We start from the raw sequence: 26,540 nt of genomic DNA on the forward strand, positions 1-26,540 counted from the left end.
TCAGTCCTGGTGCCTGGCGCCGGGCAGTTGCAGCTGCATGCGCAGCCCGCCCAGCGGCGACGGCAGAGCCTGGATGCTGCCGCCATAGGTCTGAACCAGATCACGCACGATATCCAGGCCCAGGCCGGCGCCGGGACGCTGTTCGTCCAGCCGCTCGCCGCGCGCAAAGATGCGCTCGCGCAACTCGGGGGCAATGCCCGGGCCGTCGTCGTCTATGCACAGCGTCAGTTGCTGGCTGTCATCGGCTATAGGCTGCACCTTCAGCACGACCTTCGACCTGGCCCATTTGCCGGCGTTGTCCAGCAGATTGCCCAGCATCTCCATCAGGTCCTGGGAGTCGCCCTTGAAGTCCCATTGGGTGGCATCCCCCTGCAGCTCGAAGCGTATGCAGCGCGCCGCATGCAGCTTGTCCATGGTGTGGACCAGGGAGTGCAGCGGTCCGGCCAGCGCGGTGCGCAGGCCATGGCCTTGCTGCGCCGCTGCTGCGGCGGCGCGGGCGCGGGCCAGGTGATATTCGACCTGGCGGCTGGCACTGGCGACCTGCTCGCGCACCAGGGTCGCGAGCGGGCTGTCCTGCTGCGCGGCCGCGTTGCCCATGATGCTCAGCGGAGTGTTGACTGCGTGAGCCAGATTGCCGGCCTGGGTGCGGGCTCGCTCCACCATCTCGGCATTCATGCGCAGCACATGGTTGAACTCCTGAACCAGGGGCATGATTTCGGCCGGGTGCTCGCCCCTGATTTCAGAAGCTTCGCCCTGGCTCACGGCGGCCAGCTGACGGCGCAGGGCGGCCAGCGGAGCCAGTGCCAGCTGCAGCTGCACGACCACGGCGGCGATCAGCCCCGCAGCCAGCATGCACAGCGCGGCCACCAGCATCTTGGTAAAGCGCTGCAGCGGCGTGGCCAGCATGGCCGCGTCGGCGGCAATCATCAGGCGCAGCGGCGGGGCGTCGGCCTCGGGCAGCTGTACGGTACGCGTCACGATCACCAGGGTGTTGCCATTGCCGTCCGACATATGGCCATAGCTGGCGGGAGCGTGCAGGGGCAGGGTGGGCTCCCAGATCTTGTCGGCCTTGAAGAAAGGCCAGTCCAGGGTTTGGTCCCAGAGCGAACGGGAACGCTGGACGCCGGCCTGAACCGTCTGTTTGCCGGCCGCATCGAGCTGATCTACCTGCCAGTACATGCCCGACAGCGGCTGCTGCAGCAAGGGGTCGCCGGAGAAGGGCGAGACCGTGACCGGGACGGCCTGATCGGGCTGATAGTTGACGGCGCCGCTGAGCCGGTCGAGCTTGGCCACCAGCTGGCTGCGCAACTGCTGGGTCAGGTGCTCGGCAAACAGCGTGCGCAGGCCCCAGCCCGTGAGCAGCAGTGCCGCCAGTACCCAGATGAGGGCACCCGCCAGCAGTCGCAGGCGCAGCGAGTTCTTCCAGGAGCCCGCACTCAGCGGTGGCGGCTGTTGGGCCATGGGGGAGGTCAGAGTGTGCTCGGACATAGGCTTTATTCTTGGTTGGATGGCGCGGCCAGGCGATAGCCCAGGCCGCGCACGGTTTCGATCGAGCCGGCGGGCAGTTTTTTCCGCAGGCGCCCGACAAATACCTCGATGGTGTTGGAGTCGCGGTCGCTGTCCTGCGGATAGATATGCTCGGACAGCTCGGTGCGCGAGACCACGGCGCCCATGCGCTGCATCAGCAGGGCCAGCACCTTGAATTCATGGCTGGTCAGCGTCAGCGCCTGACCTTCGACGGTGACGCGCGCCTGGCGCGAGTCCAGGGTGATGGAGCCGCATTGCCACAGTGCGCTGGCATGCGGGCTCAGGCGCCGCAGCAGGGCGCGCAGGCGCGCCAGCAGCTCTTCCATGTGGAAGGGTTTGGCCAGATAGTCGTCGGCTCCGGCATCCATGCCCGCGACTTTTTCATGCCAGGCGGCTCTGGCGGTGAGGATCAGCACCGGCATGGAGCGGCCCTGCGCACGCCAGGCGCGCAGCACGCTGAGCCCGTCGCGCACGGGCAGGCCCAGGTCCAGCACCGCCGCGTCAAAGCTCTCGACCTCGCCCAGATATTGCGCCGTCTCGCCATCGGCGGCCGTCTCCACGGTGTGGCCGGCCTGCAGCAGGGCCTGATGCAGCTGCTCGCGCAGCGTGGGTTCGTCTTCAATCAGCAAAATTCGCATGCTCTGCAGCCTTCCTGAGTGCCGGGGTTCACTTCTTACGCTTCATGCTGATCAGCTTGCCGTTGCTGGCATCGATCTCCAGTTTGACCACCTTGCCGTCGTTTTGCAGCAGCCGGATCTCGTAGACAAAGCGGCCGTCCTCGCGGTCGAACTCCACCTTGATGACCTGGCCCTGGTATTGCTGCTCGACCTGATCCAGAACCGTGCGCAGCGGCAGCACCTGACCCTGGCGCAAGGCCTGACGGGCGAGTTCGTGATCGTTGTCGCCGGCATCCGAGGTGGCGGGCCACAGGCTCAGCGCGGCAAAGCCTGCCGTTGCCAGCAGCATGGCCAGCACGGCATGAAGGGCGCGCCGGCGTGGGCGGTGCGCAGATTGCGGGTCATTCGAGGCGTTGAGAAAGGACATGGCGAGAGGGCTGGAGTTGGAGGTGATGAGGTCTGGTAGCGGTCTGCAGCCAAGGTTATAGGCCTGCATCGATGAACGGAAGCTGAATGGCGGCTTCAGAAACGGTTCAGCCTGACTTGCGAACAATCGGCACCAACCCGCTGAGCAGTGCTTGTGCACTGGCGGGCCGTGTTTTGTCCCTTTCTTCGACCCAGCGACTGCAGGAGTTTTCATGTCCCATCTTCCCAGCCCGGCTTTTTCCATGTCCTCAGGCCCCCTGTCCGTATTCCGCTCCCTGCGGCGTCGCAGCGGCACGGTCTTGCTCGCAGGCGCGGCCCTGCTGTCGGCCGGCACTTGCCTGGCCGCAGAAAACTCCCTGGCGGATCGTGCCTCGGCCTCGGTGGCCGCCGTGCGCGGCATGGCGCTCGGGCCGACCCTGTCCATCCGCGATGTCTGCGACCGGCTGGAGAAGGCCGGCTATCGTGAATTCCAGGAAGTGGAATGGGACGACGGCCTCTACAAGGTCAAGGCCACGGCCAGCGATGGACGCTTTGTGAAGCTCTATGTCGACGGCCGTAGCGGCGAAGTGCTGCGCGTACGCACCAAGGGCTAGGATTGGCTCTGGATTCGATAGCTGTCAGAACCCTGCCGTTGTGGACTCCATGACGGTTTGCAGAGCAAAGAAGCCAAGTATTGGACAAGGCGCTATGGTTTGAAGAGTTATAAACGGCTGCGCTTTACTCGAAGTATTGTGAGCAAATGTGAAAGCTGTCGTCCTGGCGAGCCTGTGCCGCGTTGCAATGGAAAGGCAGACCGTGCAAGGTTTGCAGAGCAACTCATAACAGGGACTGCGGCGTATGGAATGTGCATGCGCCAATCAGGAGATTTCCATGCAAATCAATCAACGCTGGGGCCGCTTGGCCATGGTGAGCGCAATCGTTGCGGCTCTGTCGGCCTGCGCGGCCTATCCCCAGGGGGGCTACCAGAGCGGCGGCTACCAGGGAGGCTACTCCCAGGGTGCATATTCGGGTACAGGCTACCCTGGCAGCACACAGGCCTACCCCGTGGGCAACAACCAGGTCCAGACCTATCCCGCCAATAACTGCGGCTACAACAACCCCAACTGTTACTCGCAGCAGCCTCAGCAATACGCCCAGCAGGGCCGTGTGATGAATATCGAGACCGTGCGTGTACAGGACGGCAGCGGCATTGGCGCGGGCGGCGCGATTGCCGGTGGCGTGATCGGCGGTGTGCTGGGCAACCAGGTGGGCAAGGGCTCGGGCCGTACACTGGCGACCATCGCCGGTGTGGCTGCAGGCGCTTTTGCCGGCAACGCCGTGCAAAACAACATGGGCGGCGGCAGCGTGCGCGATATTTACCGCGTCACCGTGCAACTGCAGGACGGCAGCGTGCGCGCTCTGGACTACCAGCAGCCTCCGCAGCTGAGCATCGGCGAATATGTGCGCGTGGAAGGCAACCAGATCTTCCGCCGCTGAGCAGACAGGCGCACATAACAAAAGGGACTCTGAGGAGTCCCTTTTTACTTCACCAGTCAAGAGCAGTACAGCCTTAAAAACTGGCGTGTTCTCAAGCCAGAGATAGCAAGCAAGAGCCTAGGCGGCCCCGCCGCCCCGCAGCGAAGCCGTCGTCTCCCTGAGGGGGAAGGCGCAAAGCGCCTCAGGGGGTTAGTGAAGTGTTTCGTTGCCCGGAGCCATGGGCTCTATACGGAAAAATCCCGTACCGGCCGTGCCGCGACCGATCTCTTCCTCGGTGGCCTCGCGCACGGCTTCGATCTTGAGGTGCAGGCGGATGGCGATTCCGGCCAGTGGGTGGTTGCCGTCCAGCACCACATGCTCGGGATAGATTTCGGTGACCGTGTAGAGCAGATCGGGAGGCACGGGGTTGGTGCCCTTGGGCATGGCCGTGCTCTCGAAACTCATGCCTTCCTCGATCTCCTCGGGGAACAGCTCGCGCTTTTCCAGGAAGATCAGGCTCTCGTCATAGTCGCCGAATGCCTCTTCGGGCTCCAGGTGCAGGTCCAGTGTGGTGCCTACGCCGTGGCCTTGCAGAGCCTCTTCGATGCGCTTGAACAGGTCATCGCCGCCGACAAGGAACTCCACGGGCTCGTCCAGCACATCCAGCTCCTCGCCCAGGGTGTCTTTCAGTGTCCAGGTCAGGGCGACCACGCATTGTTGGGTAACTTCCATGGTGTGTGTATGCAGTTGGTGGGCCGCGGGCCAGTCCCGCAGCCGAAATTGAAACGCCGCCACGGCCGTGGCGCAATGGCAGGCATTGTCCCATGCGCTGCCCGCAACTGCAGCACAGGCCTTTTGTTACACCCTGCAAAAAGCACTTGCACAGCCTTCACATTGGCGCTCTTGCAGGCCTGCATACTGACCCCATCTCTGCTGCAAGTAATTTGCGGGCTTTAAGGAAGGCACCATGACCTCTCAGGAACAACAACTGCTGCAAGACCTGTGCGCCAGGCTGACGCTGACCCAGGGTCAGCCCAAGGACGCGCAGGCCGATGCCGAGCTGCGCCGTGGATTGAGCAACGCGCCCGACGCGGTCTACTGGCTGGCCCAGCGCACCTTGATGCTGGAGCAAGCCATTCAGCAGGCCCAGCAGCAGATCGGCGAGTTGCAGCAGCAGGTGAAGCTGGCCCAGCAAAGCCAGAGCCAGGGCGCCGGCAGCTTTCTCTCGGGCGGCCTGGGCACGCACTTCGGCCGCGCTCCCGAGCGCCATGCCGAGGATGGTGGCTACGCTGCCAAGGCCCAGCCTCCCTATCAACCCCAGTACCAGCCGCAGAACCAGCCGCAAGTGGCGCCTCAACCTTCCAGCTGGCGCGACCGTTTCTTTGGTGGCGGCTCGGCGCCCCGTGCTGCAGCGCCGCAGGCCTACGGCCAGCCTGCAACCTCTGCCGGCAGCAGCTTCCTGGGCAATGCCGCAGCGGCCGCAGCCGGCGTGGCTGGCGGCATGTTTCTGTTCAACGGGCTGGAGAATCTGATGGGCGGCCATCACGCCGGCTCGGGCAGTCAGAGTGGCGGCGAAAGCAAGTCGCTGGCGCAGGACAGCAGCAACCAGGGCTTGCATGGCGATAGCGGCAATACCTCGAGCCTGGCCAACGATGCGGGCCTTGGCAGCATAGACAACTCAGCCAGCTTTGACAGCGGCAGTTGGGACGATGGCGGCGGCTTCTTTGACGATGACTTTGCCTGATTACATGCTTTGAGATTTTTGAGGCTCAAGCCCTTTTCCATCAAACGCTAGCAGCTATGGATTAGATAGTGAGAAGGAAAAAAGAAAGCCACCTGGCGTTTTCAAATCAGGTGGCTTTTTTAATTTCAGTAGCGATGGGCGCGAGCTTTAACTAGGGCGCGACCTAAGTGTGGGACAGCAAGCAAGCGCCGCCGCGCAGCAAAGCTGTCGTCCCCCCGCGAAGCAGAGAGGGGGAAGCGGCGGGGCCGCCTAGGCAAAGCCGCTCAGGGGGTCTTTAGAACGGATAGTGGCGTTCTGTGGTCTGCATGGTCACCCAGCGGGTTTCGGTAAAGGCATTGATGCCCTGCTGGCCGCCGAAATGGCCGTAGCCCGAGGCCTTGACGCCGCCAAACGGCATCTGAGCTTCGTCATGCACCGTGGGGCCGTTGATATGGCAGATGCCGGTCTCGATGCGCGCTGCCACACGCCAGCCACGGGCCGTGTTCCGGGTGAAGACTGCGGAGGACAGACCGAACTCGTTGTCATTGGCCGTGGCAATGGCTTCTTCCTCGCCGTTCACGCGCACGATGCCCTTGACCGGGCCGAAGGTCTCCTCGTGGAAGATGCGCATCGCCGGCGTCACATGGTCGATCAGCGTGGCGGGCATCAGCGTGTTCTCGGCCTTGCCGCCGCATACGATTTTTGCGCCCTTGGCCAGCGCGTCGTCGATCATGGCATTGCAGCGCTCCACCGTGGCCAGATCGACCACCGAGCCCAGCACCACGGGCCCCTTGCGCGGGTCACCCAGCGGCAGGCTGCGGGCCTTGGCGGCAAACTTGGCGATGAACTCGTCGGCCACCTTGTTATCCACCACAAAGCGCTCGGTGGACATGCAGATCTGGCCCGAGTTGGCAAACGCGCCAAAGGTGGCGGCGTTCACGGCCGCATCGATATCGGCATCGTCCAGCACCAGAAACGGTGCTTTGCCGCCGAGCTCCAGCAGTGCGGGCTTGAGATGCTTGGCGCAGGTCTGGCCGATGATCCGGCCCACACGTGTGGAGCCGGTAAAGCTCACGCGGCGCACGGCCGGATGGGCCACGATGGCCTCGACCACGCTGCCCGCATCGGCGGGCGCATTGGTCACAAAGTTCACCACGCCGGCGGGCAGGCCTGCGTCCTGCAGCGCTTCGATGATCAGGCCGTGGGTGGCGGGGCAGAGTTCCGAGCCCTTGAGAATCACGGTATTGCCGCAGGCCAGGGCCGTGGAGATGCTGCGCACGGCCAGAATCACGGGGGCATTCCAGGGCGCGATACCGAGCACCACGCCGGCGGGCTGGCGCACGGCCATGGCCAGGCTGCCGGGCACGTCGGAGGGGATGATCTCGCCATTGATCTGCGTGGTCAGCGAAGCCGCTTCCAGCAGCATGCTGGCGGCCAGATGCACGTTGAAGCCGGCCCAGATGCCCGATGCGCCGGTCTCGGCAGCCATGGCCGCGGCAATCGCTTCGCCCTTGGCTTCCAGCGCCTGCGAGGCCTTCATCAGCATGGCGCGGCGGGCGTTCGGCCCCAGTTGCGACCAGGCGGGGAAGGCTGCTGCCGCTGCATCGCAGGCGCGAATCGCGTCCTCGGTCGTGGCTGCCGGCGCGCGTGTGGCCACGCTGCCATCCAGCGGGTTCCTGCGTTCAAAGGTCGCGCCATTGCCGGCTGCGCATTCCTGGCCGGCTATCAGCATTTTTTGTTCGATCATTTTTCATCTCCTTTTGACGTGAAAGCAGTCATCAAAGCTGCCTGTTGTTCATACCGTTGAAATTAGACGCGGCCCAGCACAGAGGTGTCGAGCAAGGGCCTAGGCGGTCCAGCCGCCCCGCAGCGTGGACTGCCCCAGCATGGGCTGCCCCAGCGATGGCATCGTCCCCCTCCGGGGGAAGCGGCAAGGCTGCTCAGGGGGATTCATCTCAGTGTTCTCCGCCCAAATAAGCGCGACGCACGGCGGGGCTGTTGCTGAGTTCTGTGGCCGAGCCTTCGCCCACAATGCGGCCCGTCTCCAGCAGATAGCCACGGTCGGCGATGGCCAGGCTCTGGCGCGCGTTCTGCTCCACCAGCAGCACGCCCATGCCCAGTGTCTTGATGCGCGCCAGGGCTGCGAACAGCTCTTTGCACATCAGCGGCGACAGGCCCAGCGAAGGCTCGTCCAGCAGCAGGATATCGGGCTGGCTCATGAGAGCGCGGCCCACGGCCACCATCTGCTGCTCGCCGCCGCTCATGGTGCGAACGACTTGCGGCAGGCGATCGCGCAGCTTGGGAAAGAGGGCGAAGACCTGCTCCAGATTCCGGGCCTCGTTGGCGCGTGCGCGCTGGGGCTGGGCTCCCAGCAGCAGGTTTTCCTTGACGTTGAGATCGCCGAATACGCCGCGCCCTTCGGGCACCAGGGCCAGGCCGGCTTGCACGATGGCATGCTGGGGCAGCTGCATCAGCTCCTGGCCCGCCAGCTGGGCGCTGGCGCCGGCCTGGGGCGTGACCATGCCGCCCAGCGCCTTGAGTAGGCTGGACTTGCCCGCTCCGTTGGCCCCCAGCATGACGACCAGCTCGCCGGGCTGAACCAGGAGGCTGACCTGGTGCAGCGCCTCATGCTTGCCGTAGCTCACCGAGATATTGCGCACTTCAAGCATGGCTGGCCTCCGCTGACCGGTCTTCATCTGCACTCACTTCTTCCCCCAGATAGGCACGCACCACCTCGGGCTCTTGGAGCACCTGGGCCGTGGGGCCGTCGGCTATTTTCGTGCCCGCGTTCATCACCACGCAGCGGCTGCACAGCGCGTGTACGGCGTCCATCACATGTTCGACCATGAGAATCGTCAGCCCCGTGGCCTGCAACTGCCGGATCAGTGCAATGCCCTGCTGCAGCTCCGTGGGGTTCAGGCCTGCCAGCCATTCGTCGAGCAGCAGGATCTGCGGCTCCAGCGCCAGCGCGCGGGCCAGCTCCAGGCGCTTCTGGTTGATATAGGTGAGCTCGCCCGCGGGAGTATTCGCCAATTCGGCCAGACCCACCTGATTCAGCAGTTGCAGGGCACGCGCAGCGGCAGGTTTGCCAAACAGCGGCCGGGGCTTGAAGGCCATGCCGGCAATGACGTTGTCGCTGCAGCTCATGGAGCCCAGCACCTTGACCAGCTGGAAGGTGCGTGCCACGCCCAGGCGGGCGATCTGGTGGCTTTTGAGCGGGTGGATGGGCTTGCCGTTGAATACGATCTCGCCGCCGTTGACGGGCAGGGCGCCCGAGATCAGATTCATGGCGGTGGTCTTGCCCGAGCCATTGGGGCCGAGCAGGCCCACGACCTCGCCCGGATAGACGTCAAAGCTCAGTGCGTTGACGGCCACCAGGCCGCCGAAGCGTTTGGTGGCACCGCGCACGGAAAGCAGGGTGGCGGTCTTCATGGCTGCTCTCCCTTGCTGGCCGCATTCCTGCCCAGCAGTCTGGCCAGCACGCCAGACAGGCCCTGGGGAATGAAGTACACGATCACGATGAATACCAGGCCCAGCAGAATCGAGAAATGGTTGGGGAAGTTGGCAGCCAGGTACTCGAACAGCAGCACCAGCGGCACGGCCCCCAGAATCGGGCCGAATAGCGCGCCGGCACCGCCGAGCAAGGCCATGATCAGGGTCTGGAACGAGACGGCAGGAGCAAAGGCAATGCTGGGGTCGATATAGGTCCAGCGCGGAGCCATGATGGCGCCCGTGACGGTGATGAACACGGCGCTGAGGGCGAACAGCAGCAGCTTGGCCGTGGTGGTGTTGATGCCCACATGGGTGGCCACGGTCTCGTCCTCCCCGATCACGCGCAGCGCCAGGCCCAGGCGCGAGCGGTTGATGAGGGCGCGCAGCGCCAGCACCAGGGCCAGCATGGCCAGCAACTGCCAGTAGATATCGAGCTGGGTGATCTCCACGAATACATAGCGGCCCAGGTCCTTGGTGATGTTGACTTCCCACCAGGTGACGAGCTGCTTGACCAGCTCGGCCAGGCCGAAGCTGAAGATCACGAAGTACACGCCCGACAGCCGCAGCGTGGACAGGCCCACGATCAAGGCCATGACCAGGCCCACGCCGGCCGCAATGCCCAGCACGGCGGCCCAGGGCAGGGACTCGCCGAACACGGCGGTGACATAGGCGCCCATGCCGAAGAAGGCGACGGTGGCCAGCGAGATATAGCGCGTCGGCCCCGAGAACAGCGCCCAGGCCGTGGCCAGCACGCAGTACATCAGAATGCTGATCATGAGCGAGAGGTAGTACTCATCCGTCAGCCAGCGCGGCAGCAGTGCCAGACCGGCGGTGGCGATGGCGCAGATGGCCCAGATCAGAATTTCTTTGCGGCTCATCGTGCAGTCCTCCCGAACAAACCGGTGGGCTTGAACAGCAGCACCAGCAGGAACACCGCGTAATTGACGGCCAGCGTCAGGCCGGGGTCGACAAAGGAGGCCACCAATGTTTCGGCAAAGCCCAGCAGCATGCCGGCGACCAGGCAACCCATGAGATTGCCCACGCCGCCCATGATGACGACGATCAGCGCCTTCATGGCAAACATGGTGCCCATGCCTGCCGAGAAGGGCAGAAACATGCTGACCAGCACGCCGCAGACCGCCACCAGCGCGCCGCCCAGACCGTAGGCCAGGGCCGCCGTGCTGCGCACATTGATGCCGACCAGATGTGCGAACTGAGGTGCCACGGACACGGCGCGCACCACGGCGCCGGCACGCGTGCGCGTCAGCAGCAGGTACAGGCCGCCGCCCAGCACGATGGCAAAGCCCAGCACCAGCAGACGGTTGGCCGCGACCTTGCTGCCCAGGATCTCCACGGGTTCGGACAGATAGCTGTAGCTGTGATAGTCGCCGCCGAACATCACCAGCATGACGCCCTGGACGACGAACAGCATGCCGAAGGTGGCCAGAATCGAATCCACCTCCAGCGCCGGTCCGCCCTTGGCGCGGCGCACCAGCGGGGTCAGCAGCAGCTGATAGATCAGCCACTGGATGGCAAAGCCCAGCGGCACCACCAGCAGCACCAGAAGCAGCGGTGAAATACCCCAGCTGCTCACCGCAAAAAAGGCCAGAAAGGCCGGCGCAATCAGAAACTCCCCATACGAGAGATTCATGATGCGCGCCACGCCATACTGCAGCGTCAGCCCCATGGCCACCAGGCCGTAGAGCCCGCCCAGCATGGCGCCAGCGAGAAGGATGTCTATTAAATTCATAGCGTATACCGCTGGTGATTCATTGTTCTTGTTATGAAATCAATGCAAAGTGAAAGCGAAACATGCGCAACCAGCTCTTGTTTTGATAGTTCTTGCGGAGCTGGTCGAATGCTGGAATAGGCATGCCCCAGCAACGGGACAGCGAGGAAGGGCAGCCCCGCACCGAGGCTGTCGTCCCCCCCATAGCGCGCAGCGCCTCAGGGGGTGACCCGCGGTATCACCGCAGGCTTGACACCCGCCCGGTTGGTCGGCGCAATCGCGTTGAACTCGCCGTTCTGCCACTGGCCCACATGCCATAGCTTGGTCAGCATCTGGCCTTCGAGCTTGACGGGGCCGAGCACGGTCTCGAAGCTGCCGCTCTTGAGCTCCTGGGTCACGGCGGCGCGATCGATCTTGCCCACGCGCTCGATGGCCTGCTGCAGCATCTGCAGCGAGGTGTAGACGATGGGGCTGGCAAAGCGGTCCGACTCCTGGCCGGTCACTTCCTTGAAGCGCTTCAGATAGGCCTGCATCTGCGGGTTGTCGGCATCGATGCCGCCCGGTGCCATCACGCCTTCGGCCGCTGCGCCGAACTTGCCCTTGAACATGGGGAATTGCGTGCCCACGCCGGTGAACAGCACCTTGGGAGCCAGGCCCTGCGTCCTGGCCTGCTCGTTGATCAGCATGGTGTCGGGCGGATAGGAATAGGCCACGAAGGTGTCGGCACCCTTGCCCTTGGCCTCGTTGATGACGGGCGTCATGTCCTGGGTGCCGATCGGATAGCTCTTGTCGTAGACCAGCTCGAAGCCATGCTGCTTGGCGGCCTTGCGCGTGGCATTGGCCAGCTCCACGCCAAAGCCGTCGGCGATGTTGATCATGGCGATCTTGTTGTTGATCTTGCCGTCCTTCTTGGCCTTTTCCAGCATGGCGACCAGGCCTTCGGCATATTCGCCGCCCGTGCCCAGGAAGAAGAAGGCATGCTTCCAGCGCTTGGCCAGATCGGGGGCCTTGTCGGTCACCGAGGTGGCGGCCAGCAGCGGGTATTTGTGCTTTTCGTAGGTCGGCCCCACGGCCAGGTTGGAGCCCGTGCCCCAGGGCGGCAGCACGAAGTCCACCTTGTCCTGGGTGATCAGGCGCTCGGTGGCGCGCACGGCCTCCTCGGTGCTGGAGCGATCGTCGTATTCGATGACCTCGATGGGCACGCGCTTGTTGTAGGCCTTGAGCATGATGCCGCCGGCGTCGTTGATCTCCTTGACCCAGAGCTTGTAGTTGGGCGCCGTGGTCACGGAGGTACCGCCCGCGTTGACGCCGGTCTTGGCAATTGCCCAGCCGATACGGATGGACTTGGGCGCTTCCTGGGCCAGGGCCTGGCCGCACAGACCCGCCAGGGCCGTGGCAGCGACCAGGCTTTTGAGAACAAAACGCTTGTCGGCGAATGTCATGCTTGTCTCCTTTTTATGGACGGGTGTCCGGGTTTTCGGCCATCGTAGGAAAGTGCGGCGACAGGGGTTTGTCTGGGCGTGCACTGCGTCTTGTCTGTGCATGCAAGTGTCTGTGGGTAAACACTGATTTCCCTGCGAGGCGCCGGTTTTGCCCGGACCCGGGTCCGGGTCGCTATGGATAATGAAGCATCCTGTTACTTCTTCAGGAGCCCAGATGCGGCCAGACATTCCTGCCTACCAAGTGACCGAGAAGATGACCGAGATGCAAGGTGCCCAAGCCGTGGGCGCCTGGCAGCACTGGATGTCAACGCTCTATGGACTGGAGAGCGATGTCTATGGCGATCAGCATTTCTCGGCGCGGCTGGGAACCTTGGAGCTGGGGCCGGTGGGCATGACCCGGATCGAGGCCAGCCGCCATCGCGTGCGGCGCACATCGGCCAGCATGGCGCGGCACAGCACGGACTTTCTCAAGATCGTGGCTCCCTGGCATGGCGAGGCCCGCGTCTGCCAGAACGGGCGCGAAGCCGTGGCGCGCAGCGGCCAGTGGCTGATCTATGACACCACGCAGGAGTACGAGGTGCTCAACCCCGAGTGGTGCGAGCATCTGATCATCACCCTGCCCAAAAGCCGCTTCGAAGACCATGGTCGCGCCATCGACGCGCTCATGGGGCGCTATGTGGGCGGCAGCGAAGGCGTGTCCCGCATTGCGCTGGACATGATGCGCGGCACTTTTGCCGAATGTCGGGCCATGGGCCAGGGTCTGGCCCAGCATGTGACGGATTCGCTGCTGCAGCTGATCCAGCTGTCCCTGCTCGATGCCTGCGGCCGTGCGGCCTCCCTGAGCGCCAGCGAGCTGCTGCTGGGCCGCATCAAGGCCTATGTGCGCCAGCATCTGCGCGATCCGGCCCTGAGCGTCGATGCCGTGGCCGCAGCGCTCAACTGCAGCAAGCGTCATCTCTACAACGCCTTTGCCGATGAGAGCCTGTCCATCAGCCAGCATATCTGGGCCGAGCGCGTGGCCCTGTTCCAGCGCGAACTGCTCAGTCCTGCCAATCGCCACTGCACCCTGACCGAGCTGGCGCTGGCTAGCGGCTTTGCCAGCGGCGCGCATCTGAGCCGCCTGTTCAAGCAGCACACGGGGCAGACGCCGGCGCAGTTCAGGGCAGGCGTGCGGTCTTCGAGTCTGCTGAACTAGGCATTAAATTGGCCTTAAACCCAATCCAGAAAATCGCAAACAGCTATTGATAAAATAGCAAACAAGAAGCAAACAAGAAGCAAACAAGAAGCAAGCAAGAAAAAGAAAGCCACCTGGCGTTTTCAAATCAGGTGGCTTTAAAAATTTGAGGCTAGGGCGCAGCAATTGAACAGGCATGCCCCATCAAAGGACAGCAAGCAAGCGCCGCCGCGCAGCAAAGCTGTCGTCCCTCTCTCGCATTGCGAAGCAAAGCGAGAGAGGGGGAAGGCGCAAAGCGCCTCAGGGGGAGATCAAATGTTTATTCCGCACTTGCCCGGAGCCAGAATCCCATTGGGGTCCAGAGCACGCTTGATCTTGCGCTCGATATCGCGCTTGACCGGACCGTAGCTCTGCGCCACGCGCTCCTGGAAGGCCGTGTTCACGCGGTACACGGCATAGCCTTCCTTTTCGAACTCGTCCAGCAGCTCGGCAAAGCAGGCATTGGCACGCTTGGTTTCCTCTTCGTTGCTGCGGTCGTAGAGCACATCGATGACATGGTGCATATCGCGCCAGCCGACGATGAACTCGCCCACATAGTCCAGGCCATGCTTGTTGAGGATCTTCTTGGCCAGCGACTTCTGCTTGTCGCACTCGCTGCCGCGCGCCTGCGACACAGGGGCAAACCACATCGAGCCGCCACCCCCGCGCCAGTTGTAGAGGCCGAATTCCTGCAGGTTGGGCACGCCCGACATGAGCTGGGCACGGTACTTGAAGGGCTGGGTGTCGCCAGCCATCTCCTCGGTGATCAAGCGGCCCTTGCCCAGCTTCTTGAGCGCGTCCTGCACGATCTTGAAGTTGACGTCGACCTGCTCCCTGGTGCCGTACAGCGCAGCGTAGACATTCCAGGCGCCCAGATGCTTGTCCTTCTGGATCTGCTTGAGGATGGCGTCAGGCGTATGGCCGGGCTCGGTGGTGTAGTCCGAGCGGCGGGTGTTGCAGGTGGATGCCTCCCACAGCACGCCGGCAATCACCACCGAATTGGGGATGACCTGGGCGATGCGTAGGGGGCGGATGAATTCCACGATCTCGGAGATATCGCTGTCTTCGTCGAACTGGATTTCCAGCGGCTTGAAGACCGGGGGCTTGGGCATCAACCAGAAACCCATCTTGGTGCAGATGCCGTAGTTGGACTGGGTGAACATGCCGTCCAGCGTCGGGCCGTAGCCCCATTTGAACACCTGCCAGGCCTTGTCGCCCTTGACGCCTCCCATGCCGGTGCGCAGCACATCGCCGTTGGCCATCACCACTTCCATGCCGCACTGCATCATGAAGTGTTCGCCATAAGGTGTGTAGCCCACGCCGCGGTCCATGGTGTTGCCCAGAGGGCCGGCAATGGCCGAAGGTGCCGAGAACGACAGCATCAAGGGAATCTTGTTCTCTTCGAGGTAGTCGTAGAGCATCTGGTAGGTCACGCCAGGCTCGACCAGGGCCGTGCACAGCTCGGGGTCCACGTGGATGATCTTGTTCATCTTGCGCAGATCCAGCACCACCTGGCCGCGCTGGCCCGGTGCGGCCGAGCCGTAGCCGAAGTTGCGGCCGGTGGAGATGGTCCACACGGGCACCTTGTGCGCGTTGCAGATCTTGACCACCTCTTGGACCTGCTCCACGGTGGTGGCAGTCACCACGGCGGAAGGTGTGTGCTCTTCGGTAGGCACAGCCATCATCACCTTGGTGTAGGGACGAACCAGCTCGTCCTTGATCATCACATTGTCTTCGCCCAGGGCTTTCTTGAACTGGGCGATGGCCGCATCGAAGCTGCTCTCGCTCATGCCCTTGGGCAGGGCCATGTATTTGCTTGTCATGCTCTGCTTTCCTTGTTTCTTAGATTACGCAGCTAAAGGACACGCGGGCTTCCTTGCCTGCTGCCGCCGTGGTGGTGTTCATGACTTGACTGGACGCCAGCGACCGACCCAGCGCCTGGGCCCAGTCGGCGGCGGTGCCGTCCACGCGATGGTGTTCCACGGTCAGCACGCGGCCACCGCTGGAGCGAACCAGATCCAGCACCAGCGTGGCCGAGGCGTCGTCGAGCAGACCCACCAGCAGGGTTTCCTGACTGTCGGTCAGCAGCTCGCCCAATTGGTTGAATGCGGCGCTGTCCAGGCCTTGAAGGCCGGTGTGCAGCGCATTGCGGGATGTGCTCTGAACACCGGCCACAAAGGCCTTGTCCAGTGCGCTGGCGTGCATGGAGGATGTCACGGCCAGCACCTCGGCAGAGCGCGTGGCTGCGCTGGCGGTGCGGCCTGCAGCGGAGGTGGCAGCCTGTGCCCAGCCTATGCCGGAGACAGCCAGACCTGTTGCGGTCAGAGCTTTGAGAAGGGAGCGACGATCGGATTGCATTACATCGTCCTTCTTATTTCTTGGCTGGCTCGACAGCCTTGGGGGCCTCTGTCTTGGACAGGTAGTTTGCCAAGTCTTCCAGCGTGGCATCGTCGATATCGGTCACGCGAAAGGACGGCATGGCGTTCATGCCGTTGCGCGCAATGATCACGTAGGTCGCGGGCGGAAAGCCGCGCCCCTTGATGACGGGGCCTATGCCGGCTTCATGGCATTTGGCGCAGGTCTTTTCGTAAAAGCGCTGGCCGGGGCCAGTGCCGTGAGAGTCCGCAGCCGAGGCAGCGAGGCTGAGGCCGGACAGCAGGGCTGCCAGGGCCAGTTGGGAGGCATGTTTCAACGTGGGTCTCCGGTGGTTCTGTGGGTCGGCAGACACAAGGCGCGGGTCGGGGTTCGCGCCTTGCCCATGCGGGCGCTGCACCTGAGGTCTTTGCCTCATGGCCCAGTGCCCGCGATGGAGGTTTCAAGCGAAGACAGCAGTCACGCCTGCCGGCTATGACTGCTGTCCTGGGTGCTTTAGAAGGGGTAGTGACGTGCGGTGGTCTGCATGGTGATCCAGCGGGTGTCTGTGAAGGCATCGATACCGGCCTGGCCGCCAAAGTGACCGTAGCCCGAGTTCTTCACGCCGCCGAAAGGCATCTGTGCCTCGTCGTGCACGGTGGGGCCGTTGACATGACAGATGCCCGCTTCGATGCGGCCGGCCACGCGCCAGCCGCGCGCTGTGTCCCTGGTGTAGACGGCGGAAGACAGGCCGAACTCGTTGTCGTTGGCCATGGCGATGGCCTGCTCTTCGCCACGCACGCGCACGATGGCTTTTACCGGGGCAAAGGTCTCTTCACGGAAGATTCGCATCTCGGGAGTCACGCCGTCTATCAGCGTGGCGGCCATCAAGGTGTCGTTGGCCTTGCCGCCGCAAAGAATCCTGGCACCCTTGGTCACGGCATCGTCGATGAGCTCGTTGACGCGGTTCACGGTGTTCATGTCCACGACTGAGCCCAGCACCACCGGTCCCTGGCGAGGGTCGCCCAGAGGCAGGGTCTGGGCGCGGCCCACCAGCTTGGTGATGAATTCCTCGGCCACGGCCTCGTCCACGATGATGCGCTCGGTGGACATGCATATCTGGCCCGAGTTGGCAAAAGCGCCAAAGGTGCAGCCGGCCACCGCGGAGTCGATGTCGGCATCGTCCAGCACCAGAAACGGTGCCTTGCCGCCCAGCTCCAGAATGACGGGCTTGAGGTATTTGGCACAGGTCTGGCCGATGATGCGGCCCACGCGCGTCGAGCCCGTGAAGTTCACGCGGCGCACGGCGGGGTGGGCCACCATGGCCTCGACCACGGCGCCGGCGTCTTCGGGCGCATTGGTCACGAAGTTCACCACGCCGGGCGGCAAGCCGCCTTCCTGCAGCGCTTCGATGATCAGGCCGTGCGTGGCAGGGCACAGCTCCGAGCCCTTGAGGATCACGGTGTTGCCGCAGGCCAGGGGCGTGGCAATGGCGCGTACGGCCAAGATGATGGGGGCATTCCAGGGGGCGATGCCCAGCACCACGCCGGCGGGCTGGCGCACGGCCATGGCCATGCTGCCGGGGATATCCGAAGGAATCAGCTGGCCGTTGATCTGGGTGGTCAGCGACGCGGCTTCGAGAAACATATTGGCGGCCAGATGCACATTGAAGCCGGCCCAGATGCCGGAGGCGCCGGTTTCTGCCGCCATGGCTGCGGCAAAGGCTTCGGCCTTGGCCTCCAGGGCCTGCGAGGCCTTCATCAGCATCAGCCTGCGTTCTGTGGGGCCCAGGGCCGCCCAGGCAGGGAAGGCCGCCTGAGCGGCTTCCACGGCATGCACGGCATCGGCTGTTGTGGCGGCCGGGGCACGCGTGGCGACCGATCCGTCCAGAGGGTTTCTGCGCTCGAAAGTGGCGCCATTGCTGGCCTGTGCGGTCTGACCGCCGATGAGCATGCTTTGTTCAATCATCTTCGCTTCCTTCGCTACCAAGGTCGCGTGACCGCGGTCACTGCTTGTTGCTGCAAGTTGAAAAAAGTGGGAGCTGGTGCCGTTGCACAAGGCTTGTGTCACCGGGCTTGTCTCCCCCTTTTGTGGTGTTTCGCCTGACACTGGCGTGTGAGAGATCGTAGGAAAAGCCTTGGCAAGATGCTGTGCGCAATGTGCACAAACCGTTTGACGAATCGTGCACGCGACCTAGGGTTTGCACTAGTTTGAATGCAGTGTGGGAGATTCTTTTCGGCCTGAGCACGAAAGTGCTCACTTACCGATAATTGCTGTACTTTGTCGGTACAGGCAGAGATAGATATAACGAGGAGTCAAGGCCCATGACCGCGCCCGTGGTACTGAGTACCGATGGTCTTCCCGAGAAGGAAACTGCACCAGCCTGGCAGGGATGGATGGCGCAGCTGTTCTCGGGTCTGGATACGGATCTGTATGGCGACACCTGTTTTGACGGGCATCTGAGCGTGGCATACGCCGGCGATGTGATGCTCACCAAGCTGGATGCCGGGCGCCACCGCGTCATACGCGACAGCCACCGTCTGCGCGACAGCGAAGCGGCCTATCTCAAGATCGTGGCGCCCTGGAGCGGCCATGCCGAGGTGGAGCAGTACGGCAGCAAGGCCTGCGTGAGCAATGGCAGCTGGGCCATCTATGACACCTCGCAGCCCTATGTGGTGGCCAATCCCCGGCATACGGAGCACCTGATCATGATGGTGCCCAAACAGAGCATTGCCGAGCGAGGCCTGCGTCTGGAAAACCTCATGGGTCGATCGGTGGGGGGCAGCGCCGGCATTGCGCGCATTGCTCTGCAGACCATGCGCAGCACTTACCAGGAACTGGACAATATGACGGCACCGCTGGCGCGCCGCGCCGGGGAGTTGCTGGTGGATATGGTGCATCTGTCCCTGCAGGCCCTTGGCGGGCAGGCCACGGCGGTGACGCAGAAGCAGGCCCTGTACGACCGCATCTGCGAGCATGTGGCCAGCCATGTGCGCGACCCCGGGTTGTCAGTCGATCAGGTGGCCGAAGCACTCAATTGCAGCCGTCGGCATCTGCACAACGCCTTTGCGGGGCGAGACCAGTCGCTGGGCGGCTTCATCCAGCAGAGCCGACTGGAGCTTTGCATGCGGGAGCTGCATTCCCCGGCGCTCGCGCACCGCACCATTACAGACATTGCCATGGGCTGTGGTTTTGGCAACAGCGCGCACTTCAGCCGTGCCTTCAAGGCCTATGCCGGCATGTCGCCGTCCGAGTTCAGAGCGCTCGGTCATTGATCTGTGCCGACCAGCGTTTTCGAGGCCTATAGGACAATGCAGGCCGTTGCTTAGAAAGCAGGACTGTATTCATGGACATCAATACGCCGCTCACCCTGCTGGGTGGGCTCACCGCCTCTCAATTCATGCGCAAGCATTGGCATAAAAAGCCTTTGCTGGTGCGCCAGGCCATCCCCGGCTTCAAGGCCCCGATTCCGCGTGCTCGCCTGCTGGCCATGGCGGGCGAGGATGGCGTGGAGTCGCGCCTGATCCAGCAGCTCGAAGGCGACAACTGGAAGCTCAGCCACGGCCCGCTGTCTCGTCGCAGCCTGCCTGCATTGACCAAGCCGGGCTGGACCGTGTTGGTGCAGGGCGTGGACATGCATGACGCCAAGGCGCATGAGTTGCTGCAGCAATTCCGCTTTGTGCCCGAGGCGCGCCTCGATGATCTGATGATCAGCTTTGCCACCGATCAAGGGGGCGTAGGCCCGCATTTCGACAGCTATGACGTGTTTTTGCTGCAGGCCCAGGGCAGGCGCCGCTGGCGCATCGGTCGTCAAAAAGACCTGTCTCTGCAGCAGGGCAAGCCACTGAAAATCCTCTCCAATTTCGAGCCCGAGGAAGAGTTTGTTCTGGAGCCCGGCGACATGCTGTATCTGCCGCCCAAATGGGCGCATGACGGAGTGGCAGAAGGCGAATGCATGACGTATTCGATAGGCTTTCGCTCGCCCGATCGCAGCGAGCTGGGTCGCGAGTTGCTGCTGCGCATGTCGGACGAGCCCGACGAGCCCGAAACTCCGGTCATTTATCGCGACCCCAAGCAGGAGGCCGTGAGCAACCCGGCGCTGATTCCTGAAGGCATGTATGACTTTGCCCGCGAGGCACTGAAGAAGGCCATGGCCGAGCCGCTGGCGCTGGAGCGCGCGCTGGGCGAGTACCTGAGCGACCCCAAGCCCAATGTCTGGTTCGAGCATGGCGATGAAAACGGCATGTTCGAGAGCGTGGTGCTGGATCGCCGCACACGCATGATGTATGACGCCAAGCACATCTTCATCAATGGCGAAAGCTATCTGGCTGGCGGCCGCGATGCCACCTTGATGCGCAAGCTGGCAGACAGCCGAGCCCTGTCGCGCAAGGATCTGGCAACTGCCAGCGATGACGCGCTGGAGTTGCTGTCGTCGTGGTTTGATGCTGGCTGGGTTCGCTCCGGCGACTGAAACAGGGTGGACTTGTAACAGCGATCGTGCTAACTTACGGGTTTGTCCTCTGTGGCTCCTGCTGATTTCGCAGGCTTTGTGTAGGTTATGTAAATCTTTATCAAAGCTTTGTCAGGGATTTGACAGGAATAAATTTATGCTCCACAGTGTGGCTCAAGGCAAGCGTGGGCTTGCCCGGTAAATGAGAACGCACCGATTTGTGCAGAATTGTTTGGTTGCTGTCAGTGTTAGTCAGCAATGGGCAAAACTACCTATAATGCGGGCTGAGTCGAATTTATCGTTTGACCTGATCTGCCAGAGCGATCAATAGCTGCAAAAGGCTGACCGTAATGGCAATCTGCATACCGTCTGCTGAACCTACCATTTAGGAAACTGTCATGAAGAACTCTCTGATTCTGGCTACCGTGATCGCTGCTGCTGCTCTGGCTGCTTGCGGCAAGAAGGAAGAAGCTCCTGCTGCTCCCGCTCCTGCTGTGGAAGCTCCTGCTGCTCCCGCACCTGCTGCTGAAGCTCCTGCTGCTCCCGCCGCTGACGCTGCTGCTCCCGCCGCTGACGCTGCTGCTCCTGCCGCTGACGCTCCTGCTGCCCCCGCCGCTGACGCTCCTGCTGCTCCTGCCGCTGACGCTCCTGCTGCTCCCGCCGCTGAAGCTCCTGCTGCCAAGTAATTCGCTGCATCAGCCAGCTTGAGGCCCAGGCCTCAAGCATGAAAAAACCGCACTCAGGTGCGGTTTTTTTACGTCTGGATTTCGCAGCGGATTTTCGAGCTGCGGATGCCTGCCGGCATACAAGGTCTGCACCTGTAATTTGCACTTGGGCGGATTTTGGCGGGCAAGCGCACGCCATGAGCGGCAGCCCCCAAGCCGAAGTTCGATTCGTTAGGACATGAAAAAAGCCACCAGAGCTGAGTCCGGTGGCTTTTGTATGGGGTGCAGCGCTCTTTACTTCAGATCATCGGTGATGATGCGCACGATACGCTGGCCGTTGGCGGAGCTGTCCGGCTGGCCTTGCTCATTGAGCACGCTAACTTGGGACTTGTTGCCGTCACCCTTGACCTGGATCTGATACTTCTGAGGCGCGGCAGCTTCCTTGCCCTGGCTGAAGATCTTGCTGAAGAAGCCCTTGGACTCAGGCTTGGCGTTCGGGTCCACGTAGCGCACGTAGTAGAGGCCGCGGCTGCGGTCGCGGTCTTCCACGGTGAAGCCGGTGCGGTCCAGCGCCACGCCAACGCGGCGCCATGCGCGCTCAAAGCCTTCTTCCAGCTGCAGCGTGGGCACGCCGTTGATGGTGTCCATGCGTGCGCCGGTCGAGGTGGTAGCTGCAGACTTGTCCGCCTTGGCGACGGCAGAGGCCTGCTCTTCGCTCACGCCCAGCTTGACCATGATGCGGCGCAGGAATTCGGTTTCCAGTTCGGGGTCGCGAGGACGTGGTTGCCAGATGGTGTTGTCCTTGCGCTCGCTGGTGTAGACCTCCTGCATGCCACGGTGGGTGACATAGATGCGGGTCTTGCCATCGGGTTCGCGCTCCAGGCGGGTGCGGAATTTGTCGCGCTCGCTGGTGGAATAGAGCGAATCGAACACCTTGCCCAGGCTTTTGCGGATGATGTCCTGAGGCAGCTTGGCGCGGTTTTCGGCCCAGTCGGTCTCGAGAATGCCCAGTTGACGGTCTTCCATCGAGTAGATGAAGCCGTTTTCCAGCCAGAAGTCGCGAGTGGGCTCCCAGAGCTTGTCGGCTGCACGATCAACCACGAGCCAATGCTCGGCACCGTCGCGCTCGATGCGGACGTCGCCAATCTTGTTGGCCGCGGTGTTGTTGTCGGCAGGCTTGGCGGCCTTGGCATTGGCCTGCATGGCAGCAGCGGATACCACGCCACCAGGGACGGTATAGCGCGAGTCTTGCGACAGCTGCGTCAGATCCGGAGGGACTTCAAGAGAGGGAGCTTGATTCTTGCCCGCGCTCTTGTAGTCGATCTTGGTCTCTTGGAACGTGGTCGTGCAGGCAGACAGGCCCAGCGCGATGCTGAGCAGGCTCAAACGTGCTGTTTGTTGTTTCACGCGGATTGTCCTTGGGTAGCGTTCAAGCTATGTGCGAAAAACCGCTAGCTTAGCGCAACTCGATCAGAGTACGCCAACTTTACGCAGAGCATCCTCAACAACTGCTTCGCATTGCTCGCTCAGCGGCGTCATGGGCAGGCGCATGGCGGGGCCGCACAAACCCATGCGGGCTGCTGCCCATTTCACGGGAATGGGATTGGCTTCCACAAACAGGCTCTTGTGCAGGGGCATGAGCTTGAACTGGATTTCCATGGCGCGCTTGGTATCGCCGGCCATGGCGGCCTTGCACAGCTCGCTCATCAGGCGGGGCGCGACGTTGGCCGTCACGCTGATGTTGCCGTGGCCGCCGCACAGCATCAGTGCCACGGCGGTGGGGTCGTCACCGGAGTAGACGCCGAAGCCGGCAGGCACGTCGCGGATCAGCCATTGGGCACGCTCGATGTTGCCGGTGGCTTCCTTGATGCCGATGATGCCGGGGATCTGGGCCAGGCGCAGCACAGTGTCATGCTGCATGTCCGCAACCGAGCGGCCGGGCACGTTGTACAGGACCACGGGCAGGTCGCCAGTGGCTTCGGCGATGGCCTTGAAGTGCTGGTACTGGCCTTCCTGTGTGGGCTTGTTGTAGTAGGGAACGACCTGCAGCTGGCTGTCGGCGCCCACCTTCTTGGCGTACTTGGCCAGCTCGATGGCTTCGTGCGTGCTGTTGGCACCGCAGCCGGCCATGATGGAGACGCGACCGGCGGCCTGTTCCACGGCGACACGAATGATTTCGCAATGCTCTTCGACATTCACGGTGGGCGATTCACCGGTGGTGCCGACCACACCGATGCAGTTGGTGCCTTCGGCCACATGCCAGTCGATGAGTTTGCGCAGCGACGGGTAGTCGACGCTACCGTCTTCGAGCATGGGCGTAATGAGGGCAACAATGCTGCCAGTGAGAGCAACGGAGGGTGATGTCATATCCGCAATCAGAAAACGGTAAAAATGAATTCTACAAACAGGGACAGGGTGCAGGCAGTGGTTTGCGATCAACAGTGTCTAGCAAAACTCTGTTTTTGTCGAAGTGTTGTTGATAAATGACGAAATGACGAAATATTTAATTTCTGTGCGTCATATTGTTCGTTGATCGTGGCTTTGTTTCGGACGGCATGGCTGCAATCTGGCGGCTTTGCAAGTTTTGCTCAATGCGGCCCGGCCGTTTTCCTCAAAGCCTGCAGGCAGGCCCGGCGACCGTGGTTCCTGCCCCGCCGGCATCGCTTCAGTTCGCGCTGTAGTTCCAGGCGCTGATATGGGCCTGCGCCAGTCGCTCCATGAAGTCCTCGGCATCTGCCGAGCGCACCACGGTCACGCGCAGGCTGTCGTCATCGGTGGCCAGCTTGATCAGGGCCAGCTGGCGGCCGGCCAGATGCTCGGCCATATGCTCCAGGCCCGATTCAACACCGTCAGCGGGCGTGTCCCACTGCCAGTCATCGGTGCCGGGCAGCCAGCGCGTGTTCGCAATGCCGTCGGCATCCTTCCAGTCAAAGCGGGCGAACTGACCGGCAACGGCAAGCAGATGCACCCAGTACAGGGTCAGCGCGTTTTCACCAGCGGGCAGATGCATGACATCGGGGTCGATCTCGTCATCTTCGTCCCAGCCCATGTCGTCAGGATCAGGTGCCGCCACGCAGTCGCGCCATTGCTGCAGCAGTTCTGCGGTCCGGCTTTCGTCATTCAGGCAGAGGATGCGCGATATATCCTGCATCCAGGCCCCATCCTCTGCCTCTATCAGTTCCGCGCGGGTCATGGTCGTGGTTTCGGGGGTGTCGCCACCCAGGCCCTTGAACATGCCGCGCAGTGCGTTACGGTAGTCCTCCCAGGTTTCTCCGGTGCGGGTGATGCTGAAATCCTGGATAGAGAACATGACCAGTTCGGCCTCCGGCCCTTCGCCCACAAAGGTGAGCAGTTCATTTTTCTTCGGACTGCAGTTCAGCGGCGGGCACCAGATATCAGGGGCGGCCAGCAGCTTGCCTTTGGTGTTGAAGATGCGCGGCTCGCCTTTTTCGGTGATGGCCAGAAGCTTGCGACCGGGAAATACCTTGGGGGGCGAGCTGCTGAAGCCGCGCTCTATGGTCTTGAACTGACAGGGGATGATTTCCTGGCCGCGGATGTCAATCACGCCTTCGAGGATGCGGTGCTCCTGTTCGCCCTGCTCGTTGACAAAGGGTTCCCGGACGCAGGCGACGGCCAGTTCTGTCTTGGCGCTGAAGTCGTTGATGTGCTCATAGCGGCCCGCATCAAACACAGGGTGGCCGTCGGGCTTGAGCAGCAGCTGGCGCGAGTCGCCATAAGAGCCTTGTTCGGCACGGATGAATTCGTCCTGCTCCTCGTTGTAGTCGATGCTGCTGAGCCCTTCGTGCAGCAACGCGAGGCCGGGCAGGTTGCGCAGGTCCTGCATGTTTTCCTGCCTCGGTGATCTGCAGGCCATCACATGGGGAGTGACAGCATAGGCGTCGCGATAGCCCTCGGAGGGCGATACCAGCCAGATGCCGTTCAAATCCTTGATGCCGGACCTCGCGCCTTCGCCCGGCGTGGTCTCGGGATAGTGCACGCTCAGATGCTCGCCAGAGACAAAAGTCATGCTCGCGCCTTCCAGGGGGCGCTGAAGCCAGCGGCCATAGGGCGTGACCATGCCCACAGGCCAGTGGTCGCGCTCGGCTTCGTTCTGTGGCTTCAGGCCCGTGCGCGGGTGCAGCTTGGGCATGACGTAATAGCTTTCGGTCGCTTCGTCCCAGGCGCCATGGTGGCGCGGCTCGTAGTGATCGGCCAGCCAGGCGGGCCAGTCTTCTTCGCTTTGCTGCTCGATCACCTCGGTGCGTGCAATGACCGAATCGCTCCACCATCCCAGATGGGATTGCGGTGCCCGCTTCAAGGCCTGCAGGGATTCGGGCAGCTCGCCGCCGCTGCAGCTCCATTGCCGGCATAGCTCGCGCTGGGCCTGCAAAAAGGTCGTGAACTCCGCTTCGTCAAAGTCATGCGGACATAACGTGGCGCAGTCCAGCAGCAGCCACTGGCGCGTGCTGGTGCTGATGGTGTGATCGATGTGCTGCCATTGCTTCTTGACGGAGTCGGGCCAATGCGCAGGGCATTTTGCGGGCAGTGGCTCAATCACGCTCTTGAGCCATTGCCAGCGGGCCCGGACCTGCTCCATGGGTGCGGCCAGGGCCGAGAGGCTTTGCTTGTCCTGGTAGGCGCTGCAGGGAACCAGTTCGGGCAGATGCCGCGCATCGCCCAGCAGCACGCTGAACAGCAGCGGTGTGCTGCTGAACCATTCGGCCCAGCCGTCACAACTGCCGCCGGGCTCTGCGGGCCACTCTGTCGAGGCACTGGGGTGTTCGTCGTGGGCAAGCAGCAGGGCGTAGGCGGGCATGGCGGTCGGGCAGATGTGGATGCAGAAGAAGGGCGTCAGGCTTGAAGCAATGCGGCAGGCGCGGCCGGGCCATCGGGCCTGATGGCGGCAATGCGCTGAACCACGCGCTCGGGCTGGTGCAGCAGGCCGTGCTCGTAGGCGACGATGTTCCAGCCTGCGCAGACCTGCAGCAACTCGGCTGGCGCCAGCAGGAAGTCCGGGCGCGAGGGCTTGCCATAGGCCTCGTTGCCCTGGGCGAAGGTTTCGTAGAGCAGCACGCCGCCGGGCTTGACGCTGTTCAGAATCTGCGGCCACAGCGGACGCCACAGATAGTTGGTGACGACCACGCCATCAAAGCTGCGGCCCGTCAGCGGCCAGGCGTCGTTCTCGATGTCGGCGGTAATCGTCTCGGCGATATCCGCCACGGACCGGATCGCTTCCGGCGCCTTGTCCACGCTGGTCAACGCGTGATTCAAGGCCGAGAGGAAACGGGTATGGCGACCCATGCCGCAGGCCAGATCCAGTACAGAGCCCTGCGGGCGTAGCAGATGGGCAAAGCGGGCAATCCAGGCGGAGGGCGCCGGCGCGCAGTGGCTGGCGGCAATCGCAGGAATGGCGGCGGGTGGGGGAGGCTGGGTGTTGCTGGTCATCTTG

25 protein-coding genes are annotated in these 26,540 nt (G+C 62.9%); 7 read left to right on the forward strand and 18 right to left on the reverse strand.

All coding sequences use genetic code 11. The features are described 5' to 3' along the window. Genes FSY45_RS10540 through FSY45_RS10550 form a run of 3 tightly spaced genes read right to left on the reverse strand, consistent with a single transcriptional unit; the run spans position 1 to position 2,502 of the window. Positions 1–1,488 carry a sensor histidine kinase gene (locus FSY45_RS10540; protein WP_148748058.1) on the reverse strand — a complete coding sequence of 496 codons (1,488 nt, stop codon included), beginning with the start codon at positions 1,486–1,488 and terminating at the stop codon, positions 1–3. Positions 1,489–1,493: 5 nt separating this feature from the next. Beyond that, positions 1,494–2,165 carry a response regulator transcription factor gene (locus tag FSY45_RS10545; RefSeq protein WP_046461267.1) on the reverse strand — a complete coding sequence of 224 codons (672 nt, stop codon included), beginning with the start codon at positions 2,163–2,165 and terminating at the stop codon, positions 1,494–1,496. 28 nt (positions 2,166–2,193) lie between these two features. Next, positions 2,194–2,502, reverse strand: coding sequence for a PepSY domain-containing protein (locus tag FSY45_RS10550; RefSeq protein ID WP_012837366.1), 309 nt, complete (start codon positions 2,500–2,502; stop codon positions 2,194–2,196). A gap of 280 nt (positions 2,503–2,782) precedes the next feature. On the opposite strand from FSY45_RS10550, the gene FSY45_RS10555 reads away from it, so the two are divergent. Continuing rightward, a complete protein-coding gene (locus FSY45_RS10555; protein WP_046461268.1) occupies positions 2,783–3,163 on the forward strand; it encodes a PepSY domain-containing protein in 381 nt (126 codons plus the stop codon). A 277-nt stretch (positions 3,164–3,440) separates the two neighbouring features. Next, entirely contained in the window at positions 3,441–4,046 is a 606-nt protein-coding gene (locus FSY45_RS10560) for a glycine zipper 2TM domain-containing protein (protein ID WP_003064528.1), read from the forward strand. 189 nt (positions 4,047–4,235) lie between these two features. Here the strand turns inward: FSY45_RS10560 and FSY45_RS10565 are convergent, their stop codons facing one another. After that, positions 4,236–4,757 carry a peptidylprolyl isomerase gene (locus FSY45_RS10565; RefSeq protein ID WP_003064531.1) on the reverse strand — a complete coding sequence of 174 codons (522 nt, stop codon included), beginning with the start codon at positions 4,755–4,757 and terminating at the stop codon, positions 4,236–4,238. 235 nt (positions 4,758–4,992) lie between these two features. On the opposite strand from FSY45_RS10565, the gene FSY45_RS10570 reads away from it, so the two are divergent. Beyond that, complete coding sequence (locus FSY45_RS10570) at positions 4,993–5,769, forward strand: DUF2076 domain-containing protein (protein WP_046461269.1); 777 nt, start codon at positions 4,993–4,995, stop codon at positions 5,767–5,769. A gap of 274 nt (positions 5,770–6,043) precedes the next feature. Here FSY45_RS10570 and FSY45_RS10575 read toward each other — a convergent pair whose 3' ends face one another. From FSY45_RS10575 to FSY45_RS10600, 6 genes are all read right to left on the reverse strand, one after another. Next, a complete protein-coding gene (locus FSY45_RS10575) occupies positions 6,044–7,495 on the reverse strand; it encodes an aldehyde dehydrogenase (RefSeq protein WP_148748059.1) in 1,452 nt (483 codons plus the stop codon). Between the two features lie 208 nt (positions 7,496–7,703). Further along, the gene (locus FSY45_RS10580) at positions 7,704–8,417 is read right to left on the reverse strand and encodes an ABC transporter ATP-binding protein (RefSeq protein WP_046461271.1); all 714 of its coding nucleotides are present in this window, start codon (positions 8,415–8,417) and stop codon (positions 7,704–7,706) included. After that, complete coding sequence (locus FSY45_RS10585) at positions 8,410–9,180, reverse strand: ABC transporter ATP-binding protein (protein WP_046461272.1); 771 nt, start codon at positions 9,178–9,180, stop codon at positions 8,410–8,412. The genes FSY45_RS10580 and FSY45_RS10585 overlap by 8 nt, the downstream gene beginning before the upstream one ends. Then, positions 9,177–10,118 carry a branched-chain amino acid ABC transporter permease gene (locus FSY45_RS10590; RefSeq protein ID WP_003064547.1) on the reverse strand — a complete coding sequence of 314 codons (942 nt, stop codon included), beginning with the start codon at positions 10,116–10,118 and terminating at the stop codon, positions 9,177–9,179. Before FSY45_RS10590 ends, FSY45_RS10585 begins: the two co-directional genes overlap by 4 nt. Then, positions 10,115–10,990, reverse strand: a complete 876-nt coding sequence (locus FSY45_RS10595; RefSeq protein ID WP_046461273.1) for a branched-chain amino acid ABC transporter permease — start codon at positions 10,988–10,990, stop codon at positions 10,115–10,117. Before FSY45_RS10595 ends, FSY45_RS10590 begins: the two co-directional genes overlap by 4 nt. A gap of 197 nt (positions 10,991–11,187) precedes the next feature. After that, positions 11,188–12,411 carry an amino acid ABC transporter substrate-binding protein gene (locus FSY45_RS10600; protein ID WP_148748060.1) on the reverse strand — a complete coding sequence of 408 codons (1,224 nt, stop codon included), beginning with the start codon at positions 12,409–12,411 and terminating at the stop codon, positions 11,188–11,190. A gap of 214 nt (positions 12,412–12,625) precedes the next feature. Here FSY45_RS10600 and FSY45_RS10605 point away from each other — a divergent pair, with 214 nt between their 5' ends. After that, positions 12,626–13,606, forward strand: a complete 981-nt coding sequence (locus FSY45_RS10605) for an AraC family transcriptional regulator (protein ID WP_052951070.1) — start codon at positions 12,626–12,628, stop codon at positions 13,604–13,606. A 290-nt stretch (positions 13,607–13,896) separates the two neighbouring features. Here the strand turns inward: FSY45_RS10605 and FSY45_RS10610 are convergent, their stop codons facing one another. From FSY45_RS10610 to FSY45_RS10625, 4 genes are all read right to left on the reverse strand, one after another. Beyond that, positions 13,897–15,447, reverse strand: a complete 1,551-nt coding sequence (locus FSY45_RS10610; RefSeq protein ID WP_034378834.1) for an FAD-binding oxidoreductase — start codon at positions 15,445–15,447, stop codon at positions 13,897–13,899. A gap of 19 nt (positions 15,448–15,466) precedes the next feature. Further along, the gene (locus FSY45_RS10615; protein ID WP_003076340.1) at positions 15,467–15,982 is read right to left on the reverse strand and encodes a hypothetical protein; all 516 of its coding nucleotides are present in this window, start codon (positions 15,980–15,982) and stop codon (positions 15,467–15,469) included. 13 nt (positions 15,983–15,995) lie between these two features. Then, a complete protein-coding gene (locus FSY45_RS10620; RefSeq protein WP_003076338.1) occupies positions 15,996–16,316 on the reverse strand; it encodes a cytochrome c in 321 nt (106 codons plus the stop codon). Positions 16,317–16,492: 176 nt separating this feature from the next. Further along, positions 16,493–17,944 (reverse strand): aldehyde dehydrogenase, encoded by a 1,452-nt coding sequence (locus FSY45_RS10625; protein ID WP_046461275.1) that lies wholly within the window; start codon positions 17,942–17,944, stop codon positions 16,493–16,495. A gap of 356 nt (positions 17,945–18,300) precedes the next feature. Between FSY45_RS10625 and FSY45_RS10630 the strand changes: the two genes are divergently transcribed. The 3 genes from FSY45_RS10630 to FSY45_RS10640 all read left to right on the forward strand — a co-directional run bounded on the left by FSY45_RS10630 (position 18,301) and on the right by FSY45_RS10640 (position 21,112). Further along, complete coding sequence (locus FSY45_RS10630) at positions 18,301–19,251, forward strand: helix-turn-helix domain-containing protein (protein WP_039049899.1); 951 nt, start codon at positions 18,301–18,303, stop codon at positions 19,249–19,251. Positions 19,252–19,322: 71 nt separating this feature from the next. Continuing rightward, the gene (locus tag FSY45_RS10635) at positions 19,323–20,447 is read left to right on the forward strand and encodes a JmjC domain-containing protein (protein ID WP_012837381.1); all 1,125 of its coding nucleotides are present in this window, start codon (positions 19,323–19,325) and stop codon (positions 20,445–20,447) included. A 377-nt stretch (positions 20,448–20,824) separates the two neighbouring features. After that, a complete protein-coding gene (locus FSY45_RS10640) occupies positions 20,825–21,112 on the forward strand; it encodes a hypothetical protein (RefSeq protein WP_046461276.1) in 288 nt (95 codons plus the stop codon). Positions 21,113–21,385: 273 nt separating this feature from the next. Here FSY45_RS10640 and bamC read toward each other — a convergent pair whose 3' ends face one another. From bamC to FSY45_RS10660, 4 genes are all read right to left on the reverse strand, one after another. Beyond that, the gene (gene bamC, locus FSY45_RS10645; RefSeq protein WP_039049897.1) at positions 21,386–22,498 is read right to left on the reverse strand and encodes an outer membrane protein assembly factor BamC; all 1,113 of its coding nucleotides are present in this window, start codon (positions 22,496–22,498) and stop codon (positions 21,386–21,388) included. Between the two features lie 63 nt (positions 22,499–22,561). Continuing rightward, positions 22,562–23,458 (reverse strand): 4-hydroxy-tetrahydrodipicolinate synthase, encoded by an 897-nt coding sequence (gene dapA / locus FSY45_RS10650; RefSeq protein WP_003064577.1) that lies wholly within the window; start codon positions 23,456–23,458, stop codon positions 22,562–22,564. A 298-nt stretch (positions 23,459–23,756) separates the two neighbouring features. Further along, complete coding sequence (locus tag FSY45_RS10655) at positions 23,757–25,907, reverse strand: hypothetical protein (protein ID WP_046461277.1); 2,151 nt, start codon at positions 25,905–25,907, stop codon at positions 23,757–23,759. Between the two features lie 35 nt (positions 25,908–25,942). After that, positions 25,943–26,536 carry a class I SAM-dependent methyltransferase gene (locus FSY45_RS10660; protein WP_187427555.1) on the reverse strand — a complete coding sequence of 198 codons (594 nt, stop codon included), beginning with the start codon at positions 26,534–26,536 and terminating at the stop codon, positions 25,943–25,945. Positions 26,537–26,540: the final 4 nt, after the last annotated feature.

The sequence above is a fragment of the Comamonas sp. Z1 genome, assembly GCF_008121555.1.
Taxonomy (GTDB): Bacteria; Pseudomonadota; Gammaproteobacteria; order Burkholderiales; family Burkholderiaceae_C; genus Comamonas; species Comamonas thiooxydans.

Bases quoted from the DNA above. Each gene is read 5' to 3' on its own strand.
- FSY45_RS10660 (WP_187427555.1), bottom strand. From the start codon at position 26,536: ATGACCAGCAACACCCAGCCTCCCCCACCCGCCGCCATTCCTGCGATT.
- FSY45_RS10655 (WP_046461277.1), bottom strand. From the start codon at position 25,907: ATGCCCGCCTACGCCCTGCTGCTTGCCCACGACGAACACCCCAGTGCC.
- FSY45_RS10555 (WP_046461268.1), top strand. From the start codon at position 2,783: ATGTCCCATCTTCCCAGCCCGGCTTTTTCCATGTCCTCAGGCCCCCTG.
- FSY45_RS10565 (WP_003064531.1), bottom strand. From the start codon at position 4,757: ATGGAAGTTACCCAACAATGCGTGGTCGCCCTGACCTGGACACTGAAA.
- FSY45_RS10575 (WP_148748059.1), bottom strand. From the start codon at position 7,495: ATGATCGAACAAAAAATGCTGATAGCCGGCCAGGAATGCGCAGCCGGC.
- FSY45_RS10600 (WP_148748060.1), bottom strand. From the start codon at position 12,411: ATGACATTCGCCGACAAGCGTTTTGTTCTCAAAAGCCTGGTCGCTGCC.
- FSY45_RS10605 (WP_052951070.1), top strand. From the start codon at position 12,626: ATGCGGCCAGACATTCCTGCCTACCAAGTGACCGAGAAGATGACCGAG.
- FSY45_RS10540 (WP_148748058.1), bottom strand. From the start codon at position 1,488: ATGTCCGAGCACACTCTGACCTCCCCCATGGCCCAACAGCCGCCACCG.
- FSY45_RS10570 (WP_046461269.1), top strand. From the start codon at position 4,993: ATGACCTCTCAGGAACAACAACTGCTGCAAGACCTGTGCGCCAGGCTG.
- FSY45_RS10590 (WP_003064547.1), bottom strand. From the start codon at position 10,118: ATGAGCCGCAAAGAAATTCTGATCTGGGCCATCTGCGCCATCGCCACC.
- FSY45_RS10560 (WP_003064528.1), top strand. From the start codon at position 3,441: ATGCAAATCAATCAACGCTGGGGCCGCTTGGCCATGGTGAGCGCAATC.
- FSY45_RS10580 (WP_046461271.1), bottom strand. From the start codon at position 8,417: ATGCTTGAAGTGCGCAATATCTCGGTGAGCTACGGCAAGCATGAGGCG.
- FSY45_RS10635 (WP_012837381.1), top strand. From the start codon at position 19,323: ATGGACATCAATACGCCGCTCACCCTGCTGGGTGGGCTCACCGCCTCT.
- dapA (WP_003064577.1), bottom strand. From the start codon at position 23,458: ATGACATCACCCTCCGTTGCTCTCACTGGCAGCATTGTTGCCCTCATT.
- FSY45_RS10625 (WP_046461275.1), bottom strand. From the start codon at position 17,944: ATGATTGAACAAAGCATGCTCATCGGCGGTCAGACCGCACAGGCCAGC.
- FSY45_RS10615 (WP_003076340.1), bottom strand. From the start codon at position 15,982: ATGCAATCCGATCGTCGCTCCCTTCTCAAAGCTCTGACCGCAACAGGT.
- FSY45_RS10585 (WP_046461272.1), bottom strand. From the start codon at position 9,180: ATGAAGACCGCCACCCTGCTTTCCGTGCGCGGTGCCACCAAACGCTTC.
- FSY45_RS10595 (WP_046461273.1), bottom strand. From the start codon at position 10,990: ATGAATTTAATAGACATCCTTCTCGCTGGCGCCATGCTGGGCGGGCTC.
- FSY45_RS10610 (WP_034378834.1), bottom strand. From the start codon at position 15,447: ATGACAAGCAAATACATGGCCCTGCCCAAGGGCATGAGCGAGAGCAGC.
- FSY45_RS10630 (WP_039049899.1), top strand. From the start codon at position 18,301: ATGACCGCGCCCGTGGTACTGAGTACCGATGGTCTTCCCGAGAAGGAA.
- FSY45_RS10545 (WP_046461267.1), bottom strand. From the start codon at position 2,165: ATGCGAATTTTGCTGATTGAAGACGAACCCACGCTGCGCGAGCAGCTG.
- FSY45_RS10640 (WP_046461276.1), top strand. From the start codon at position 20,825: ATGAAGAACTCTCTGATTCTGGCTACCGTGATCGCTGCTGCTGCTCTG.